This is a genomic window from Streptomyces sp. NPDC034103, from assembly GCF_055575395.1.
Genome location: NZ_JBVISS010000006.1, coordinates 211,857 through 228,530, shown reverse-complemented (window position 1 = coordinate 228,530; position 16,674 = coordinate 211,857). Strand labels below are relative to the sequence as shown.

Annotated in this window: 16 protein-coding genes and 1 tRNA gene; 10 read left to right on the top strand and 7 right to left on the bottom strand. The window is 71.4% G+C overall.

Annotation, left to right across the window (positions count from 1 at the left end):
• Positions 1 to 165 precede the first annotated feature (165 nt).
• A complete protein-coding gene (locus ACZ56U_RS15160; RefSeq protein ID WP_469084461.1) occupies positions 166 to 693 on the bottom strand; it encodes a universal stress protein in 528 nt (175 codons plus the stop codon).
• Between the two features lie 310 nt (positions 694 to 1,003).
• Here ACZ56U_RS15160 and ACZ56U_RS15155 point away from each other — a divergent pair, with 310 nt between their 5' ends.
• From ACZ56U_RS15155 to ACZ56U_RS15135, 5 genes are all read left to right on the top strand, one after another.
• A complete protein-coding gene (locus ACZ56U_RS15155; protein WP_469084460.1) occupies positions 1,004 to 1,309 on the top strand; it encodes a hypothetical protein in 306 nt (101 codons plus the stop codon).
• Between the two features lie 386 nt (positions 1,310 to 1,695).
• A complete protein-coding gene (locus ACZ56U_RS15150; protein ID WP_469084459.1) occupies positions 1,696 to 2,889 on the top strand; it encodes a helix-turn-helix domain-containing protein in 1,194 nt (397 codons plus the stop codon).
• A 135-nt stretch (positions 2,890 to 3,024) separates the two neighbouring features.
• The gene (orn, locus tag ACZ56U_RS15145) at positions 3,025 to 3,627 is read left to right on the top strand and encodes an oligoribonuclease (RefSeq protein WP_469084458.1); all 603 of its coding nucleotides are present in this window, start codon (positions 3,025 to 3,027) and stop codon (positions 3,625 to 3,627) included.
• A 116-nt stretch (positions 3,628 to 3,743) separates the two neighbouring features.
• Positions 3,744 to 3,816 (top strand) — tRNA-His (locus ACZ56U_RS15140).
• Between the two features lie 63 nt (positions 3,817 to 3,879).
• The gene (locus tag ACZ56U_RS15135; RefSeq protein ID WP_469084457.1) at positions 3,880 to 4,380 is read left to right on the top strand and encodes a GNAT family N-acetyltransferase; all 501 of its coding nucleotides are present in this window, start codon (positions 3,880 to 3,882) and stop codon (positions 4,378 to 4,380) included.
• A 56-nt stretch (positions 4,381 to 4,436) separates the two neighbouring features.
• Here ACZ56U_RS15135 and ACZ56U_RS15130 read toward each other — a convergent pair whose 3' ends face one another.
• Positions 4,437 to 5,492 (bottom strand): LacI family DNA-binding transcriptional regulator, encoded by a 1,056-nt coding sequence (locus tag ACZ56U_RS15130; protein ID WP_469084456.1) that lies wholly within the window; start codon positions 5,490 to 5,492, stop codon positions 4,437 to 4,439.
• 394 nt (positions 5,493 to 5,886) lie between these two features.
• Here ACZ56U_RS15130 and ACZ56U_RS15125 point away from each other — a divergent pair, with 394 nt between their 5' ends.
• The 4 genes from ACZ56U_RS15125 to ACZ56U_RS15110 all read left to right on the top strand — a co-directional run bounded on the left by ACZ56U_RS15125 (position 5,887) and on the right by ACZ56U_RS15110 (position 10,674).
• On the top strand, positions 5,887 to 7,209 hold the full coding sequence (locus ACZ56U_RS15125) for an ABC transporter substrate-binding protein (protein WP_469084455.1): 1,323 nt from the start codon (positions 5,887 to 5,889) through the stop codon (positions 7,207 to 7,209).
• A 5-nt stretch (positions 7,210 to 7,214) separates the two neighbouring features.
• Positions 7,215 to 8,225: a carbohydrate ABC transporter permease gene (locus ACZ56U_RS15120; RefSeq protein ID WP_469084454.1), complete on the top strand. Its 1,011-nt coding sequence runs from the start codon at positions 7,215 to 7,217 to the stop codon at positions 8,223 to 8,225.
• An 11-nt stretch (positions 8,226 to 8,236) separates the two neighbouring features.
• Positions 8,237 to 9,142 (top strand): carbohydrate ABC transporter permease, encoded by a 906-nt coding sequence (locus ACZ56U_RS15115; protein WP_469084453.1) that lies wholly within the window; start codon positions 8,237 to 8,239, stop codon positions 9,140 to 9,142.
• A 95-nt stretch (positions 9,143 to 9,237) separates the two neighbouring features.
• Positions 9,238 to 10,674, top strand: a complete 1,437-nt coding sequence (locus ACZ56U_RS15110) for a GH1 family beta-glucosidase (RefSeq protein ID WP_469084452.1) — start codon at positions 9,238 to 9,240, stop codon at positions 10,672 to 10,674.
• A gap of 82 nt (positions 10,675 to 10,756) precedes the next feature.
• Here the strand turns inward: ACZ56U_RS15110 and ACZ56U_RS15105 are convergent, their stop codons facing one another.
• The 3 genes from ACZ56U_RS15105 to ACZ56U_RS15095 all read right to left on the bottom strand — a co-directional run bounded on the left by ACZ56U_RS15105 (position 10,757) and on the right by ACZ56U_RS15095 (position 14,430).
• Positions 10,757 to 12,217, bottom strand: coding sequence for a glycoside hydrolase family 18 protein (locus ACZ56U_RS15105; RefSeq protein ID WP_469084451.1), 1,461 nt, complete (start codon positions 12,215 to 12,217; stop codon positions 10,757 to 10,759).
• Positions 12,218 to 12,322: 105 nt separating this feature from the next.
• Positions 12,323 to 13,720: a HAMP domain-containing sensor histidine kinase gene (locus ACZ56U_RS15100; RefSeq protein WP_469084450.1), complete on the bottom strand. Its 1,398-nt coding sequence runs from the start codon at positions 13,718 to 13,720 to the stop codon at positions 12,323 to 12,325.
• On the bottom strand, positions 13,717 to 14,430 hold the full coding sequence (locus ACZ56U_RS15095) for a response regulator transcription factor (RefSeq protein WP_469084449.1): 714 nt from the start codon (positions 14,428 to 14,430) through the stop codon (positions 13,717 to 13,719). The genes ACZ56U_RS15100 and ACZ56U_RS15095 overlap by 4 nt, the downstream gene beginning before the upstream one ends.
• A 99-nt stretch (positions 14,431 to 14,529) precedes the next feature.
• Here ACZ56U_RS15095 and ACZ56U_RS15090 point away from each other — a divergent pair, with 99 nt between their 5' ends.
• Positions 14,530 to 15,051, top strand: coding sequence for a hypothetical protein (locus ACZ56U_RS15090; RefSeq protein WP_469084448.1), 522 nt, complete (start codon positions 14,530 to 14,532; stop codon positions 15,049 to 15,051).
• A 6-nt stretch (positions 15,052 to 15,057) separates the two neighbouring features.
• Here the strand turns inward: ACZ56U_RS15090 and ACZ56U_RS15085 are convergent, their stop codons facing one another.
• Both ACZ56U_RS15085 and ACZ56U_RS15080 read right to left on the bottom strand, forming a co-directional pair.
• On the bottom strand, positions 15,058 to 15,927 hold the full coding sequence (locus ACZ56U_RS15085; protein ID WP_469084447.1) for a spermidine synthase: 870 nt from the start codon (positions 15,925 to 15,927) through the stop codon (positions 15,058 to 15,060).
• A 224-nt stretch (positions 15,928 to 16,151) separates the two neighbouring features.
• A complete protein-coding gene (locus tag ACZ56U_RS15080) occupies positions 16,152 to 16,583 on the bottom strand; it encodes a hypothetical protein (protein ID WP_469084446.1) in 432 nt (143 codons plus the stop codon).
• Between the last annotated feature and the right edge of the window lie 91 nt (positions 16,584 to 16,674).

Here is a 16,674-nt window from a genome sequence, read left to right as displayed (position 1 = left end):
CACCGTCGGCGGCGGCGGGCCATGCCCTGCGTGCCGTGCGGTGGTGCGGTGAGCGATATATGCCCTTCACAAAGGCACAAACACCTCTACGCGCCAGTAGATTTATGCGCCACGCACAGGGGACCGGGGAACTCCGGGGCTCATCTCGCCCGGGTCGAGGGTGAGTTAGGGAATCACCACGACGGGACGCTTCGCCCGCTTCGCGAGCCGCCCCGCGACGGACCCGAAGAGCCGCCCCACGATGCCGTGCGTGGAGCCGACGACGATCGCGTCCGCCTCGTACTCCCGCCCGACCTCTTCGAGCTCGTGGCAGATGTCGCCACCGCGCTCCACGAGGATCCAGGGCACCTCGGCGAGGTAGTCCGCACAGGCGAGCTCCAGCCCGAGCACCTCGGTGCGGTGGTCCGGTACGTCGACGAAGACCGGCGGCTCGCAGCCCGCCCACACGGTCGTGGGCAGCCGGTTGGCGACATGCACGATGATCAGGCCGGAGCCGGAGCGGTGGGCCATGCCGATGGCATACGCGAGAGCGCGCTCACTGGAGGTGGAGCCGTCGAAGCCGACCACTACGCCGTGCTGGAAAGCGGGGTCGCAGGAGTGGCGTGGCTCTTCCGCCGCCAGGGGCTCTGCCGCCGTCGGGTCGGCGACCGGCCGCTTGCGGTCCGCGGGTTCGAAGAATTCGTGACCGGCCATGGCTGTCTCGGCGTTGTGATCCTTAGTGGGAGGGACGACCGTGTGCGGAGGAGCTGTGTCCGGGAATCATCTTCCCAACCCCATACCCCCAAGGGTACGGCGGCACGCCTCCTTAGCCCAGATCCCGCGCACGGACGGTGGGGGGTTCCAGGGAGCATGCACGAGGGTGCGCCCGTAACGCAATGGTTGCTGCGCTGTACAGGCGGTTTGCGCGGGATTCAGGGCGCCGTGCGCCTCTGACGGCCCTGCGCGCAGTGACCGACCGCTCGAACATGCGTTGAACTCGGCAGTCACCCCCAGGGAGCACCGCATGACAGGACACCGATCCCCCTCCGAGGACTCCGCCACGGACGTGGTTCGCTGGGCGGCGTTCAGCTGCGTCCTCGTGCCCGTGGTCCTCGTCTGGTACGGCTCCTCGCTCGCCGGCGCCGCGGGCACGGCCCTCGGTCTCGCCGCCGTCACGGCCGTGTGCCGGGTCCTGCTGCGGCAGTCCGAGCGCGGCGCGGCCCGCCTGCTCGCCGAGGAACGGGCCCCGCATCGCGGACGCCACCACAGGAGCGGGACCGGGTCCCGCAGAGGCGGTCGGCACACCGGAGGAAACTCACCGGTCGCTTGACCGGTTTCCGCGCACGGACCCGTATCTTTTCAGCCAACTTCCGGCCACCGCGCATCCCTTGCCCGAACTACCCCCCTCTCCCCGTTCGACCTGCACGGAAAGGGTCCCCGGGACCCGGTGCACCCTACGTGGATTGGCCACTGCGACGAGGCGCACTTCCCTGCACGGCCCACGAGTGCAACGCTTCGTGATCGAATGCTTCACGCCAAGTTGCCATGTCGACAATGTGCCGGTTGCCGAACTGGTCACCCCGGCACCACGCGACACAGTAGATTCGATCTTGACGTCTTACGGCGGGGGACTCGTGCAGGACCGAGGGGAAACGTGTTGGAGCGACAGACCCGAAAGGTTAAGGGTGCCGCGACCACCGAGGGGGGCTTAGCAGTATGAGCCACGACTCCACTGCCGCGCCGGAAGCCGCGGCCCGGAAGCTTTCCGGGCGACGCCGCAAGGAGATCGTCGCGGTGCTGCTGTTCAGCGGCGGCCCCATCTTCGAGAGTTCCATACCGCTGTCGGTGTTCGGGATCGACCGCCAGGACGCCGGCGTGCCGCGCTACCGACTGCTGGTGTGCGGCGGCGAGGAAGGCCCACTGCGGACCACAGGGGGCCTGGAACTCACCGCGCCACATGGCCTGGAGGCGATCTCGCGGGCGGGCACGGTCGTCGTGCCGGCCTGGCGTTCGATCACCTCACCGCCGCCGGAGGAGGCGCTCGACGCACTGCGCCGGGCGCACGAAGAGGGTGCCCGCATCGTCGGGCTGTGCACCGGTGCCTTCGTGCTGGCCGCGGCGGGCCTGCTGGACGGCCGCCCCGCGACCACGCACTGGATGTACGCGCCGACGCTGGCCAAGCGCTATCCGTCGGTGCACGTGGATCCGCGCGAACTGTTCGTCGACGACGGTGACGTGCTGACCTCCGCGGGCACGGCGGCCGGAATCGATCTCTGTCTCCACATCGTGCGGACGGACCACGGCAACGAGGCGGCCGGGGCACTGGCCCGCCGGCTCGTCGTCCCCCCGCGCCGATCGGGCGGCCAGGAGCGCTACCTCGATCGGTCTTTACCGGAGGAGATCGGCGCCGACCCGCTCGCCGAGGTCGTCGCCTGGGCGCTGGAGCACCTCCACGAACAGTTCGACGTGGAGACGCTCGCCGCGCGCGCCTACATGAGCCGTCGTACGTTCGACCGCCGCTTCCGCTCGCTGACGGGCTCCGCCCCGCTCCAGTGGCTGATCACCCAGCGGGTGCTCCAGGCGCAGCGGTTGCTGGAGACGTCCGACTACTCGGTGGACGAGGTCGCGGGCCGCTGCGGCTTCCGCTCGCCGGTGGCGCTGCGCGGGCACTTCCGCCGTCAGCTGGGCTCGTCCCCGGCGGCGTACCGCGCGGCGTACCGGGCCCGGCGTCCGCAGGGCGACAAGCCGACCGAGGGTGAGGGAACGGCCGGCCCCGTGGGCCCGGCACCCGTCCTCCATCCGGAGAGCGGCCCGGTACCGATGCAGACCCGGCGTACGGCGGCGGCGAGCGCGATGGGCCCGGCGGCCCAGCTCTCGGCGAGCCTGCCGGGGCAGCGCAGCGGATCGTAGCGGCGCGGCGGGGACGCCTGACGGGACGGCCGGGCGGGGTGAGCGACTCATCCCGCCCGGCCGTCCCGCCATGAGCGGACGGCCGGCCGCGACACCGGGCATCCCAAAAGGCCACGCCAGCTTTAGGGTGGGCGCATGAACGATCGCATGGTGTGGATCGACTGCGAGATGACCGGCCTCTCGCTGTCCGACGACGCGCTCATCGAGGTTGCCGCCCTCGTCACCGACTCCGAGCTGAACGTACTCGGCGAAGGAGTGGACATCGTCATCCGACCGCCGGACCGGGCGCTGGAGACGATGCCGGAGGTGGTGCGTCAGATGCACACCGCGTCCGGGCTGCTGGACGAGCTGGCCGCCGGCACCACGCTGGCGGACGCCGAGGAGCAGGTCCTCTCCTACGTCCGGGAGCACGTCAAGGAGCCCGGCAAGGCCCCGTTGTGCGGCAACTCGGTGGGCACGGACCGGGGCTTCCTGCTGCGGGACATGCCGGCGCTGGAGGGCTACCTCCACTACCGGATCGTCGACGTCTCCTCGGTGAAGGAGCTGGCCCGGCGCTGGTACCCGCGGGCGTACTTCAACAGCCCCGAGAAGAACGGCAACCACCGCGCGCTCGCCGACATCCGGGAGTCCATCGCGGAACTGCGCTACTACCGCGAGGCCGTCTTCGTACCGCAGCCCGGGCCCGACTCGGACACCGCCAAGTCGATCGCCGCGAAGTACGTCCTGCCCGCTCAGTAAGTGCGTCAGGGTCCGCCGAAGGGGCGTCGTAAAAGGCGTGCACGAGCACCCCTCCGGACCCTGTACACTTTTTCTCGGCCGGTCAGGGAAACCTGAAAGCAGTAAAGCCGGTCGTGGTGGGTGTAGCTCAGCTGGTAGAGCACCTGGTTGTGGTCCAGGAAGTCGCGGGTTCAAGTCCCGTCACTCACCCTGAGTAATCAGCCGGTGACCTTGATAAAGGTCACCGGCTGATTCGTTTTCCCGGGAGCCCGCGTGCACACCGAACTCATCCGCACGGCCCGTCTCGACCTCGTCCCCCTGCGCGTGGACCACGCCGGGGAGATGTCGACCGTACTCGCCGACCCGGCCCTGCACACCTTCATCGGCGGAACGCCCCTGACCGTCGAGAAGCTGAGAGCGCGCTACGAACGCCTGGTCACCGGTTCCCCCGACCCGGCCGTCTCCTGGCTCAACTGGGTCCTGCGCCGGCACGCGGACGAAAGCCTCATCGGCACCGTCCAGGCCACGGTCACGGGGAAGCACGAGGCAGAGATCGCCTGGATCGTCGGCACCCCGTGGCAGGGCCAGGGCCTGGCCTCGGAGGCGGCCCGGGGGCTGGTGACCTGGCTGGTCCGTCAGTACGTCCGGACCGTCACCGCTCACATCCACCCCGCCCACACCGCGTCGGCGGCGGTCGCCACAGCGGCGGGCCTGCTCCCCACCGACGAACAGCACGACGGCGAGACGGTCTGGCGCCTGTCGCTGGACGACTGAAGCGGACCGCCAACCGCCTTGCGTTCCCGCGCGGTCGGGGGTGCCCTACGGTGCCCCTACGACGACGTCCGCTCCACCAGCTCCGTCGCCACCACGACCTGGCGCCGCTCCAGGCCCCGTGACGCCGCCGGACGGCGGTCCGCGATCTCGGTGAGGAGGAGGTCGATCATGTGGCGGCCCATCTCGGCGATGGGCTGGCGGACGCTGGTCAGGGGCGGGTCCATGTGGCGGGCGATGGCGGAGTCGTCGTAGCCGACGAGGGCGACGTCGTCGGGGATGCGGCGGCCCGCCTCGCGCAGGGCCTGGCGGGCGCCGGCCGCCGTGACGTCCGAGGCGGCGAAGACCGCGTCGACGTCGGGCGCGCGGTCGAGCAGCTTCGCCATCGCCCGGGTGCCGCACTCCTCCGTGAAGTCGCCCCCCTCGATCAGCGCCTCGTCCGCCGGGAGCCCCGCGTCCCGCAGCGCGTCCCGGTAACCGTCGATACGGCGCTGGGCGCCGTACACGTCGAGGCGTCCGGTGATGTGCGCTATGCGGGTGCGACCGCGGGAGAGCAGATGCTCCACCGCCTGGCGGGCACCGCCGTAGTTGTCCGAGTCCACCGACGGGAGGGTCTCCCCCGCCGAGCGCGGGCCGCTGATGACCGCCGGTATCTCCAGCTGGGAGAGGAGGTCCGGCAGCGGGTCGTCGGCGTGCACCGAGACCAGCAGCACGCCGTCGACGCGGTGGGCCGCCAAGTACTGGGCCAGCCGCTGCCTTTCACGGTCGTTGCCCGCGAAAATCAGCAGCAGCTGCATCTCCGTCTCGGAGAGCTCGGCCGCGACACCCTTCAGCATGTCCGAGAAGTACGGCTCCGCGAAGAAGCGGTCCTCCGGCTCGGGGACCACCAGCGCGATCGCGTCCGTGCGGTTCGCCGCCAGTGCCCGCGCCGCCGTGTTCGGGACGTAGCCGAGCTCCGCGACCGCGGCCTCCACCGCCGCCCGCGTGGCGTCGCTGACCCGGGGCGAGCCGTTGATCACCCGGGAAACCGTGCCGCGACCGACTCCGGCACGCGCGGCCACCTCTTCGAGGGTCGGTCGGCCACCGCTCCGGCCCCGCGCTCCGTGGCTTGCCATGGGCTCCGCCTTCCCGCCGTCATCTTCACGCTGGCCTGGAATGTAACAGCCCCGACCGGCACACTGGGCGCCCCCGGGGGCTGCCGGCCCCGGACCCCTGTTCCGGCCCGCGGGACCAGGTCCTCGGTCCCCACGAGGGCTGAAAGCCATCGGCCGGGTTCCGACCCTCGGAGTTAGTTAACAGCCCGATAACCGAAGACGTATCTCCGTGCCCACTCCCTTGACACCCCCGCCCAGACCGGAGAGTCTTCAACTCATCACTGGTGGGAGCGCTCCCACGGTACCTGACACATACACATCCCGCACGTTCCCCGCCCGAGCCGCCGCGAGAACTAACGGGCCCAACCATGCAGTTGGCCGGGGGGTCGGCACGTCAGGGCAACAGGAGGACTCAATGCGAGCACGTACCCGAACCACCCGTCGCAGGGTGGTGGTCCTCGCGGCCGTCGCGTCACTGGGCGCCGGGCTGCTGGCCGGCTGTGCCGACGACGGCAAGAGCGACGAGGGTGGCTCTTCGTCCGAGGGTGGCGGTGGCAAGACCAAGATCACGCTCGGCCTCTTCGGCACCGCCGGCTTCGAGGAGTCCGGCCTGTACAAGGAGTACGAGAAGCTCCACCCGAACATCGACATCCAGCAGACGGTCGTCGAGCGCAACGAGAACTACTACCCCGCGCTGATCAACCACCTCACCACCAACAGTGGTCTGCAGGACATCCAGATGGTCGAGGTCGGCAACATCGCCGAGATCGTCCAGACCCAGTCCGACAAGCTGCTCGACCTGTCGAAGTACGGCAAGAAGAGCGACTACCTGGAATGGAAGTGGGAGCAGGCCACCACCAAGGACGGCCAGACCATCGCTGTCGGCACCGACATCGGCCCGATGGCGATCTGCTACCGCACGGACCTGTTCAAGGCGGCCGGTCTGCCCACCGAGCGCGAGGAAGTCGGCAAGCTGTGGGCCGGCAGCTGGGACAAGTTCGTCGACGTCGGCAAGCAGTTCCAGAAGAAGGCACCCAAGGGCACCACCTTCCTGGACTCCCCCGGCGGTCTGATCCAGGCGATCCTCAGCGGTGAGAAGGACCGGTTCTACGACTCCTCCGGCAAGGTCATCTACAAGACGAACCCGGCCGTGAAGTCCGCCTTCGACCTCACCGCGCAGGCCGCCGAGGACGGACTGGTCGGCAACCAGACGCAGTTCCAGCCCGCCTGGGACACGACCATCGCCAACAGCAAGTTCGCCGCGATGTCCTGCCCGCCGTGGATGCTCGGTTACATCAAGGGCAAGTCCAAGCCCGACGCGGCCGGCAAGTGGGACATCGCCCAGGCGCCGAAGTCCGGCAACTGGGGCGGCTCCTTCCTGACCGTGCCCAAGTCCGGCAAGAACACCGAGGAGGCCGCGAAGCTGGCCGCCTGGCTGACCGCGCCCGAGCAGCAGGCCAAGCTGTTCGGTGTGCAGGGCAGCTTCCCGAGCACCCCGGCCGCCTACGACTCGGACGTGGTCAAGAGCGCGAAGAACGACATGACCGGTGACGCGCCGATCGGCCCGATCTTCGCCGAGGCCGCCAAGAACATCCCGGTGCAGACGATCGGCCCGAAGGACCAGATCATCCAGCAGGGCCTGACCGACAACGGCGTCATCCTGGTGACCCAGGGCAAGTCCGCCAAGGACGCCTGGAACAACGCCGTGAAGACCATCGACAACAACCTGGACCAGTGACCCGTATGACCACTGGGCACGAAACCGCTGCCGCGCCCCCCACCAAGGAGGGGGGCGCGGCCCCGGCCCGCCCGCCCGCGGGGCCCTCCGACGACGAGCGCCGCCGCGCCCGGCTGTCCCGCCGCTGGCAGCGGGACATGCGCTGGAGCCCGTACGCCTTCGTCTCGCCGTTCTTCCTGCTGTTCCTCGCGTTCGGCCTGTTCCCGCTGATCTACACCGGCTGGGCCTCGCTGCACCAGGTGGAGCTGACCGCGCCCACCGACATGAACTGGGTGGGCTTCCGCAACTACACGCGGATCTTCGACGACGACTTCTTCTGGAACGCGGCGAAGAACACGCTGACCATCGGGATCATCTCGACCGTGCCGCAGCTGCTGATGGCGATGGGCCTCGCGCACATCCTCAACTACAAGCTGCGCGCCTCGACCTTCTACCGGGTCGCGATGCTCGCCCCGTACGCGACGTCGATCGCCGCCGCCTCGCTCGTCTTCGTCCTGCTCTTCGGCCGTGACTACGGCATGATCAACTGGGCGTTGAACTCCGTCGGCATCGACAACGTCGACTGGCAGAACGACAAGTGGGCCTCGCAGATCGCCGTCTCGACCATCGTCGTGTGGCGGTGGACCGGGTACAACGCGCTGATCTACCTGGCGGCCATGCAGGCGATCCCGCAGGACCTGTACGAGTCCGCGGCGCTGGACGGGGCCAACCGCTGGCGGCAGTTCTTCCATGTGACGCTGCCGTCGCTGCGGCCGACCATCCTGTTCACGGTGGTCGTCTCGACCATCGGCGCCTCCCAGCTCTTCGGTGAGCCCCTGCTGTTCGACGCCAACAAGGGTGCCTCCGGCGGAGCCCAGCACCAGTTCCAGACGCTCGGCCTGTATCTGTACGAGCAGGGCTGGATCAACCAGCACCTCGGCCGTGCCTCCGCGATCGCCTGGACGATGTTCCTGATCCTCATCGTCATCGGGATCGTCAACTACGTCATCTCGCGCCGGCTGCGCGCCAGTAGTTAGGAGAACCGGCCGTGACGACGACACTGACCCCGCCCTCGGACACTCCCCCGAAGGAGCCGAAACGGGCCCGGCGCCCCAAGGCCGCCCGGGCCGGCGGCACCCTGCACGCCGGGCCGATCGCGTATGTGATCCTCGCCCTGTTCACCATCGGCTCGCTGTTCCCGCTGGTGTGGACGGCGATCGCCGCCTCGCGCGACAACCAGCGGCTCGCGCAGGACCCGCCGCCGTTCTGGTTCGGTTCCGGACTCTTCGACAAGCTCGAGATCGCCTGGACCGACGCCAACCTGGGCGAGGCGTTCATCAACACCACGTTCGTGGCGGGGATCTCGGCGCTCACCATCGTCTTCCTGTCCACGATCGCCGGGTTCGCCTTCGCCAAGCTGCGCTTCAAGGGCCGCAACGCCATGATGCTGATCGTGATCGGCACGATGATGGTGCCGCCGCAGCTGAGCGTGATCCCGCTGTACATGATGGTCGCCGAGCTCGACTGGTCCGACCAGTTGCAGGCGGTGATCCTGCCCTCGCTGGTCAGCGCGTTCGGCGTGTTCTTCATGCGGCAGTACCTGATCCAGGCGCTGCCCGACGAGATCATCGAGGCGGCCCGGGTGGACGGCGCGAGCAGCTGGCGGGTGATCTGGCACGTGGTGTTCCCGGCCGCGCGCCCCGCGATGGCCGTGCTCGGCATGCTGATGTTCGTGCAGACGTGGAACGACTTCCTGTGGCCGTTCCTGGTCCTGACCCAGAACGGCAACCCGACCGTGCAGGTCGCGGTCGCGGGTCTGGGCCGCGGCTACACCCCCGACCAGTCCCTGATCATGGCCGGCGCGCTGCTCGGCACGCTGCCCCTGCTGATCGTCTTCGCGATCTTCGGCAAGCAGATCGTGGGCGGCATCATGCAGGGCGCCGTCAAGGGCTGATCCCTTCTTCCCAGGGGCCGGGTCACCGCCGCCCCGGCCCCTCCCCTCCCCCCATCTACCCGTCGGTCTCCACGACCTCCAATGGGAGCGCTTCCATGCCTGAACCCGCAACGCCGGCGACCCCGGTGACCTTTCCCCCCGCCTTCCTCTGGGGCGCCGCGACCTCGGCGTACCAGATCGAGGGCGCGGTGCGGGAGGGCGGCCGTACGCCCTCGATCTGGGACACCTTCAGCCATACGCCCGGCAAGACCGCGGGCGGCGAGCACGGTGACATCGCTGTCGACCACTACCACCGCTACCGCGACGACGTGGCGATGATGGCCGACCTCGGCCTGAACGCGTACCGCTTCTCGATCTCCTGGTCGCGGGTGCAGCCGACCGGCCGGGGCCCGGCGGTCCAGGTCGGGCTGGACTTCTACCGCCGTCTGGTGGACGAGCTCCTCGACAAGGGCATCAAGCCGGCCGTCACCCTCTACCACTGGGACCTGCCGCAGGAGCTGGAGGACGCGGGCGGCTGGCCGGAGCGCGACACGGCGTACCGTTTCGCGGAGTACGCGCAGATCGTCGGCGAGGCGCTCGGCGACCGGGTGGAGCAGTGGATCACGCTCAACGAGCCCTGGTGCAGCGCCTTCCTGGGCTACGCGTCCGGCGTGCACGCACCCGGCCGCACGGACCCGGCGGCCTCCCTGAAGGCGGCGCATCACCTGAACCTCGCCCACGGGCTGGGGACTTCGGCGCTGCGCTCGGCGATGCCGGCCCGCAACTCGGTGGCGCTGAGCCTCAACTCCTCGGTGGTGCGCCCGATCTCGCAGGACCCGGCGGACCTGGCCGCGGCCCGGAAGATCGACGACCTGGCCAACGGCGTCTTCCACGGCCCGATCCTGCACGGGGCGTACCCGGAGTCGCTGTTCGCGGCGACGGAACTGCTCACCGACTGGTCCTACGTCCAGGACGGCGACCTGCGGGCGATCCACCAGCCGCTGGACGCGCTGGGCCTCAACTACTACACGCCCGCGCTGGTCTCGGCGGCCGACAGCGACCTGGCGGGCCCGCGCGCGGACGGCCACGGGTCGAGCGACTCCTCCCCCTGGCCGGCCGCGGACGACGTGGCCTTCCACCAGACTCCGGGCGAGCGCACCGAGATGGGCTGGACGATCGACCCGACGGGCCTGCACGAGCTGATCATGCGGTACACGCGTGAGGCCCCGGGTCTGCCGCTCTACATCACCGAGAACGGCGCGGCCTACGACGACAAGCCCGACCCCGACGGCAAGGTCCACGACCCGGAGCGCATCGCCTACCTCCACGGCCACCTCGCCGCGGTCCGCCGCGCGGTCGCGGACGGCGCCGATGTCCGCGGCTACTACCTGTGGTCCCTGATGGACAACTTCGAGTGGGCGTACGGCTACGAGAAGCGCTTCGGCGCGGTCTACGTCGACTACGCGACGCTGGAGCGTACGCCGAAGTCCAGCGCCCTCTGGTACGGCCAGGCGGCCCGCACCGGGACCCTGCCTCCCCTGGCCGAGGTCTAGAGCCACCGCGGGACGGGGGAGGGGCGCGGCATCCGAGGGGGATGCCGCGCCCCGGCCCGTGGGGGGCGCCGGTCGTGGGCGGCTACTTGTAGGCCGCGAACGCCTTCGAGAACGCGTGCTGGTCCTGGAGGATCGAGCTGCACGTGGCGTCGGCGTGGTTCTTCGCGCCGCCCGGGCACTGCTTGTCGCGGGTGGCCGACCACATGGACAGCCATCCGAGGCCCTTGGACCGGGCGAAGTCCACCAGCTGGGTGGCGTCCTCGACCGTGAAGATCTCGCTGGTGACGTCGTTGACGCCGATCATCGGGGTGACCGCGACCGCCTTCCAGGCGGCACTGTCGGACAGTCCGAGCACGCTCTTGACCTGCGCCTGGGTGGCCGTCGCGGCCTGCTCGGCGTAGGTGCCCATGTCGCCGCTGTAGGCCGGGCCGTAGTCCATCGCCATGATGTTGACCGTGGCGATGTCGACCCCGTTCCGCCTGGCGTCGGCGAGCAGGTCGACGCCGGCCTGGGTCAGGCCCTCCGGCATCACCGGGAGGGTGAAGGAGACGTCCAGGCCCGCGTGCCGCTGCTGGAGCTTGGCTATCGCCTGGGCCCGGCGGGTGTTCGCCGCGGTCTCGGGCAGCGCGCCGCCCTCGACGTCGAAGTCGACCTTGGTGAGGTCGTAGGCGGCCACGACCTTCTCGTAGGCCGCCGCCAGCGCGTCGGCCGACGAGCAGGTCGTCGCCAGTTCCGAGCCCGCCGCGCCGCCGAACGACACCCGCACGTCGCCGCCCTTGGCGCGCAGCGCGCCGATCTGCGCGGCCACGGCGTCGCTCGCGAGGTCGCTGACGCCGCCCCACTTGGGAGTGCAGCCGCCGCCGTCCGTGACGAAGGCGAGGTGGTAGTCCTTCACGCCGGTGGCCGCGGCGGCGGCGACCAGGTCGAAGGCCGGGTAGAGGGAGGTGTCGACGTACGGGGCGAAGCCGGCGTTCGTCGTGGTGCCGGTGCCCGGGCCGGTGGTGGCGGTCGGCACGGCGGTGGCCGTTCGGGTGGGGGTGGCCGTCGAGGTCGGCCGGGCGGTGGGTGTGGACGTGGCGGTCTGCGTCGGGCGGCCGGTCGGTTCGGGCGTGGCCGTCGCGTCGGCGGAGCACCGGGCGCCGTCGATGAGGCAGCCGCGCGGGTCACCGCCGCCGTTGACGACGAAGCCGACGGTGACCGACTCCCCGGCGGCGAGGCCGTCCCCGTCCCACTTCGGGGGCGTCACGGTGACGTGCTGACCGCTGACGGCCGACTCGGCGTTCCACAGGGAGCTGAGTCTCGCCCCCGCGGGCAGGTCGAACTCCAGCTTCCAGTCGGCGTCCTGCGCGCCGCTGTTGTTCGTCACGACGTACTGGGCGGTGTACCCCGACGACCAGTCGCTGGTCCTGGTGTACGCCGCCGCGACCCCGGCCGCCTGGGCGGTGCCGGTGAGGAGGATCGCGCCCCCGCCGGCCACGGCCGCGGCGACGGCCCCGGCGATCACCTTGTTCCTGCCGCTGACCTTGCGCCGGTGCGTGCTCATCGCGTGCCTGCCTTCGTCGTTCGGGGTGGGTGCGGCAGCACGCTAGCGAGCCCGAATCGGGCAAATGGCCTGTTCAGGGCGGGGGTTGAGGATCTTAGGACGGGCTTAAGGATGAGATCGGGGACGGTTAAAGGTCGAGACCAATCTGCCCGTACGGCGGCGGCGCACCCGGTGCCCCCGGCGCTCGGGCACCCGCCCGTCCAGCTGGATCCAGATCCGCACCTCGGTACCGCCCAGCACCGACGAGCCGATCCGCACGTCCCCGCCGGTCTCCTCCGCCAGCCGGCGCACGATGTCCAGGCCCAGCCCGGTCGACCCGGCGCTGCCGGACCCCCGCCCCCGGGCCATCGCCGCCTCGGGGTCGCGTATGCCCGGCCCCGCGTCCGAGACCAGCACGATCACCGCGTCCTCCCCGTTGTGCACGTCGACGGCGAAGGCGGTGCCCTCCGGCGTGTGCCGGAACACGTTGCCCAGCAGCGCGTCCAGGGCGGCCACGAGGTCGGCGCGGGCCACGGGTATGCGCACCGGCCGCTCCACACCGGCCACCCGCACCTTGCGGCCCTCGTCCTCGGCGAGCGCCGACCAGAACGCCATCCGCTCCCGGACCACCTCGGCGGCGTCGCACCCGGCGCCGGGCCCGGCGGCCGCGGTCTGCGGCTTGGCCTCCCGCGCGGTACGGATGATGGTGTCGACCTCGCGCTCCAGCTGGGCCACCGCGGCCCGGGTCTGCTCGGCGGCGGGCCCCTCGCCCAGCGAGGCCGCGTTGAGCCGCAGCACGGTCAGCGGGGTGCGCAGCCGGTGGGACAGGTCGGCCGCCAGCTCCCGCTCGTTCGCCAGCAGGTGGACGACCTGGTCGGCCATGGAGTTGAACGCCACCGCCGCCAGCCGGAGTTCGGTCGGCCCCTCCTCCGGCACCCGCGAGCCGAGCTTGCCCTCGCCCAGTTCGTGCGCGCCCTCGACCAGCCGCTGGGCGGGCTGCACCATCCGCACCCCGAGCCGGTCGGCGACCGCGACCGAGCCGACGATCAGCGCGGCCCCGACCCCGGCGAGCACCGCCCACGCGGTGGCGACGCCGTTGCTGACCTCGGACTCCGGGACGTAGACCTCGACGACCGCGATCTCCCCGGAGCTCAGGGCGACGGGCTGGAGCAGGGTGGAGCCGCCGCCCACCTCGGTGGTGGAGGCCCGGCCCAGCTTCCGCACGGTCGCGATGTCGGCGCCGACGGCACGCTGCCGCCCGATGTCGACGGCCGCGGCGCCCCCGGCCGCCGGTATGTGCACGGCCATCTCCGCCTCCGACCCGGCGGAGGCGACGACCCGCTCCAGCTGGTCCCGGTCGGTGGTGATGGACAGGGCGGGGGCGACGGCGGCGGCCTCCCGCTCGGCGTTGGAGAAGGCGCGGTCCCGGGCCATCTCCTTGATGACGAGACCGAGCGGGATCGCGAAGGCGACCACGACCATGGTGGTGACCGCGAGGCAGACCTTCACCAGCGCCCATCTCATCGCGCCGGCTCCGATCCCGGCGAGAGGGGCGGCTCCAGCTTCACGCCGACGCCCCGAAGGGTGTGCAGATAGCGCGGCCGCGCGGCGGTCTCCCCCAGCTTCCTGCGCAGCCAGGACAGATGGACGTCGATGGTCTGGTCGTCGCCGTAGGCCTGCTGCCACACCTCGGCAAGGAGTTCCTTGCGGGCGACGACGACGCCGGGGCGGGCGGCGAGGAAGGCGAGCAGGTCGAACTCGCGGCGGGTGAGGTCGAGGCGGACACCGTCCAGTTCGGCCTGGCGGCGCAGCGGGTCGACGGTGAGGCCACCGACGCTGAGCACGGACTCGGGCGCCGCCTCGCCTACGGCGGCCCGGGACCGTCGTAGGACGGCGGCCATCCGCGCGGAGAGGTGCTCGACCGAGAAGGGCTTGGTCAGGTAGTCGTCGGCGCCCGCGTTCAGCAGCCGGACGACCTCCGCCTCGTCGTCCCGGGCGGTGGCGATGATCACGGGGACGTCGGTGATGCCGCGCAGCATCTTCAGCGCCTCGGAGCCGTCCAGATCGGGCAGACCGAGGTCGAGGATGACCACGTCGAAACGGAAATGGGCGACCTCGCGCAGCGCCTCCAGCGCCGTGCCCACGCTGCGCACGGTGTGGGCGGCGTCGGTGAGATGCCGGATCAGCGCCGAGCGGACGAACTGGTCGTCCTCGACCACGAGCACACTTGCCATGCGCCGCACCGTACGCCATGCGGGTCAGCGCCATCCGGTGCCTGTGGACAACCCGGATCTGTGGACAACGGGTGGGACGGTTGAGGCAGTATGGCCGCGATGCGCAGAGGACTCCTACACGTACTGGCGTGGTCGCTCGCCACGGGCGCGGCGGTCACGCTGTCGTGGTGGGGTGTCCACACGGTGATGGCGGGCACGGCCTACGATCCGCCGCGCGCCCTGCCGATCACGGCGGCGGACGCGACCACCCAGGAGTCCAGACCGCTGGCCTCGTCCACGGCACGGCCCACGCCGTCGAAGAGCCCGACGAGGAAGCCGGAGCCGTCCCCCACGCCGTCCCCGTCGAGGACCCCGGCACAGTCCCCCGGCGCCTCCCCCTCCCCCTCACCCTCCGCGTCCGGCCAGGTCAAGAGCTACGACACCGAGGGCGGCCGGGTGGTCTTCGACCTCGGCAGGAGCTCCGCGACGCTGGTGTCGGCGACGCCGGCGGCGGGCTGGTCGATGCAGGTGTGGAAGACGGAGACGTGGATCCGGGTGGAGTTCGCCTCCGGGGCGGACCGGGTGTCGGTGTTCTGCACGTGGCACGACAGCGCGCCCCGGGTGGAGGTCGGGACGTACTGAGGGGTTCTAGCGGAAGACCGAGGGCGGTGGCGCGGGGGAGGCGACCGCCGCCGCGTCCGTCACCGGTGCCGCTCCGCCGGTGAAGTCGGTGAGGGGCTTGCCGTGTTCGACGCGGCCCGGGTGCGGGTCGGAGGCGGCCCGGCGGGTCAGTTCCGCGACCGGCAGCGGGGCGTCGGAAGCGACCAGGACCGCGTTGCCGAAGCGTCTGCCGCGCAGGACCGTCGGGTCGGCGATCAGGGCGAGGTTTGCGAAGCGGGCGGCGGCCGTCGCGATCTGGCCGCGCAGGTGGGCGAGCGGGGGGCCGTCGGCGAGGTTGGCGGCGTAGACGGCGGTGGGCCGGAGCGCTCTGCGGACCTCGTCGAGGAACTCCGTAGAGGTCAGGTGGGCGGGGGTGCGGGCCCCGCTGAAGACGTCCGCGACGATTAGGTCGGCCCAGCCGTCGGGCACCTTGGCGAGTCCCGCGCGGGCGTCCGTCGCACGCACCCGGATACGGGCGCCGGGGTCCAACGGCAGTGCGCGTCGGACCAGGTGGACGAGGGCCTCGTCGCGCTCGACGACCTGCTGGGTGGAGCGGGGCCGGGTGGCGGCGACGTACCGCGCGAGGGTGAGGGCGCCCCCGCCCAGGTGCACGGCGTGGACGGGCCTGCCGGGCGGGGCGACGAGGTCGATGACGTGCCCGAGCCGCCGCTGGTACTCGAAGGAGAGGTACGCGGGGTCGTCCAGGTCGACGTGCGACTGCGGCGCCCCGTCGATGAGCAGCGTCCAGGCACGCGCGCGATCCCGGTCGGGTATGAGCTCGGCGAGGCCGCCGTCGACGGCCTCCACCACGGCTTCGGCGACCGCCTGACCCCGCCGGCCGCTCCTGGACTTTCCCATGGGGCCATTGTCGCAAGCGGCACGGACCGGCGCCGCCGGGGCTGGCTGCGGGCGGTACGGGTTACGCGCGCGACGGGGGCCAGCTGCGGGCGCGACGGGCTACGGGTCGACGGGCGCCGCCGGGACCGGCTGCGGGCGGGACCGGCTACGGGCGCGACGGGCGCCGCCGGGGCCGACGGCGGGCGGGGGCGACGGCGGCCGGGGGCGACCTCGCCGGCCCGGTGTCAGCGGCAGTTGTCCGCGGCCTCGATCAGCCGCGCGGCCTCGCCCAGCGCCGCCCGCAGCACCGCCGGGTCGGTCGCGAGGTCCGCCTCCCCGGGGGGCAGCAGCCAGTCCGAGCCCGCCACCGGTGGCTCGGGGGTCAGCCGCAGGCCGCGTCCGTCGGTCTCCGTGCAGGTGCTTCCGGGGACGTCCCAGGCGGCCGCGGTGCCCGGCGGGACGACGAAACCGAGGGTGTCCCCGCCGTCGTCGTGCAGGACGGGGCCCACCGCGTCCGCGGACCCGCCGCGACGCAGGATGTCGACCGCCTCCAGGCCCTGCCGGGTCGGCACCGTGACGAGGTCGCACCCGGCCCGCGGGACCGGTGGTTCGCCGCACTCCGTCAGCGGCACACACGCTTCGATGCTCTGACTGGTCTCCGACCCGGCCTTCACCACGGAACCCTCCTCGTGTCGAGCGGCTCGGGAGGCGGGGGGCGGCTCCCGGTCCTGTCGGGTTCAACGCGCGAGGGCGTCAACGGCTACGGCA

Bases quoted from the DNA above. Each gene is read 5' to 3' on its own strand.
- ACZ56U_RS15155 (WP_469084460.1), top strand. From the start codon at position 1,004: ATGACAGGACACCGATCCCCCTCCGAGGACTCCGCCACGGACGTGGTT.
- ACZ56U_RS15090 (WP_469084448.1), top strand. From the start codon at position 14,530: ATGCGCAGAGGACTCCTACACGTACTGGCGTGGTCGCTCGCCACGGGC.
- ACZ56U_RS15125 (WP_469084455.1), top strand. From the start codon at position 5,887: ATGCGAGCACGTACCCGAACCACCCGTCGCAGGGTGGTGGTCCTCGCG.
- ACZ56U_RS15105 (WP_469084451.1), bottom strand. From the start codon at position 12,217: ATGAGCACGCACCGGCGCAAGGTCAGCGGCAGGAACAAGGTGATCGCC.
- ACZ56U_RS15095 (WP_469084449.1), bottom strand. From the start codon at position 14,430: ATGGCAAGTGTGCTCGTGGTCGAGGACGACCAGTTCGTCCGCTCGGCG.
- ACZ56U_RS15130 (WP_469084456.1), bottom strand. From the start codon at position 5,492: ATGGCAAGCCACGGAGCGCGGGGCCGGAGCGGTGGCCGACCGACCCTC.
- ACZ56U_RS15100 (WP_469084450.1), bottom strand. From the start codon at position 13,720: ATGAGATGGGCGCTGGTGAAGGTCTGCCTCGCGGTCACCACCATGGTC.
- ACZ56U_RS15160 (WP_469084461.1), bottom strand. From the start codon at position 693: ATGGCCGGTCACGAATTCTTCGAACCCGCGGACCGCAAGCGGCCGGTC.
- ACZ56U_RS15150 (WP_469084459.1), top strand. From the start codon at position 1,696: ATGAGCCACGACTCCACTGCCGCGCCGGAAGCCGCGGCCCGGAAGCTT.
- ACZ56U_RS15120 (WP_469084454.1), top strand. From the start codon at position 7,215: ATGACCACTGGGCACGAAACCGCTGCCGCGCCCCCCACCAAGGAGGGG.
- ACZ56U_RS15110 (WP_469084452.1), top strand. From the start codon at position 9,238: ATGCCTGAACCCGCAACGCCGGCGACCCCGGTGACCTTTCCCCCCGCC.
- ACZ56U_RS15085 (WP_469084447.1), bottom strand. From the start codon at position 15,927: ATGGGAAAGTCCAGGAGCGGCCGGCGGGGTCAGGCGGTCGCCGAAGCC.
- orn (WP_469084458.1), top strand. From the start codon at position 3,025: ATGAACGATCGCATGGTGTGGATCGACTGCGAGATGACCGGCCTCTCG.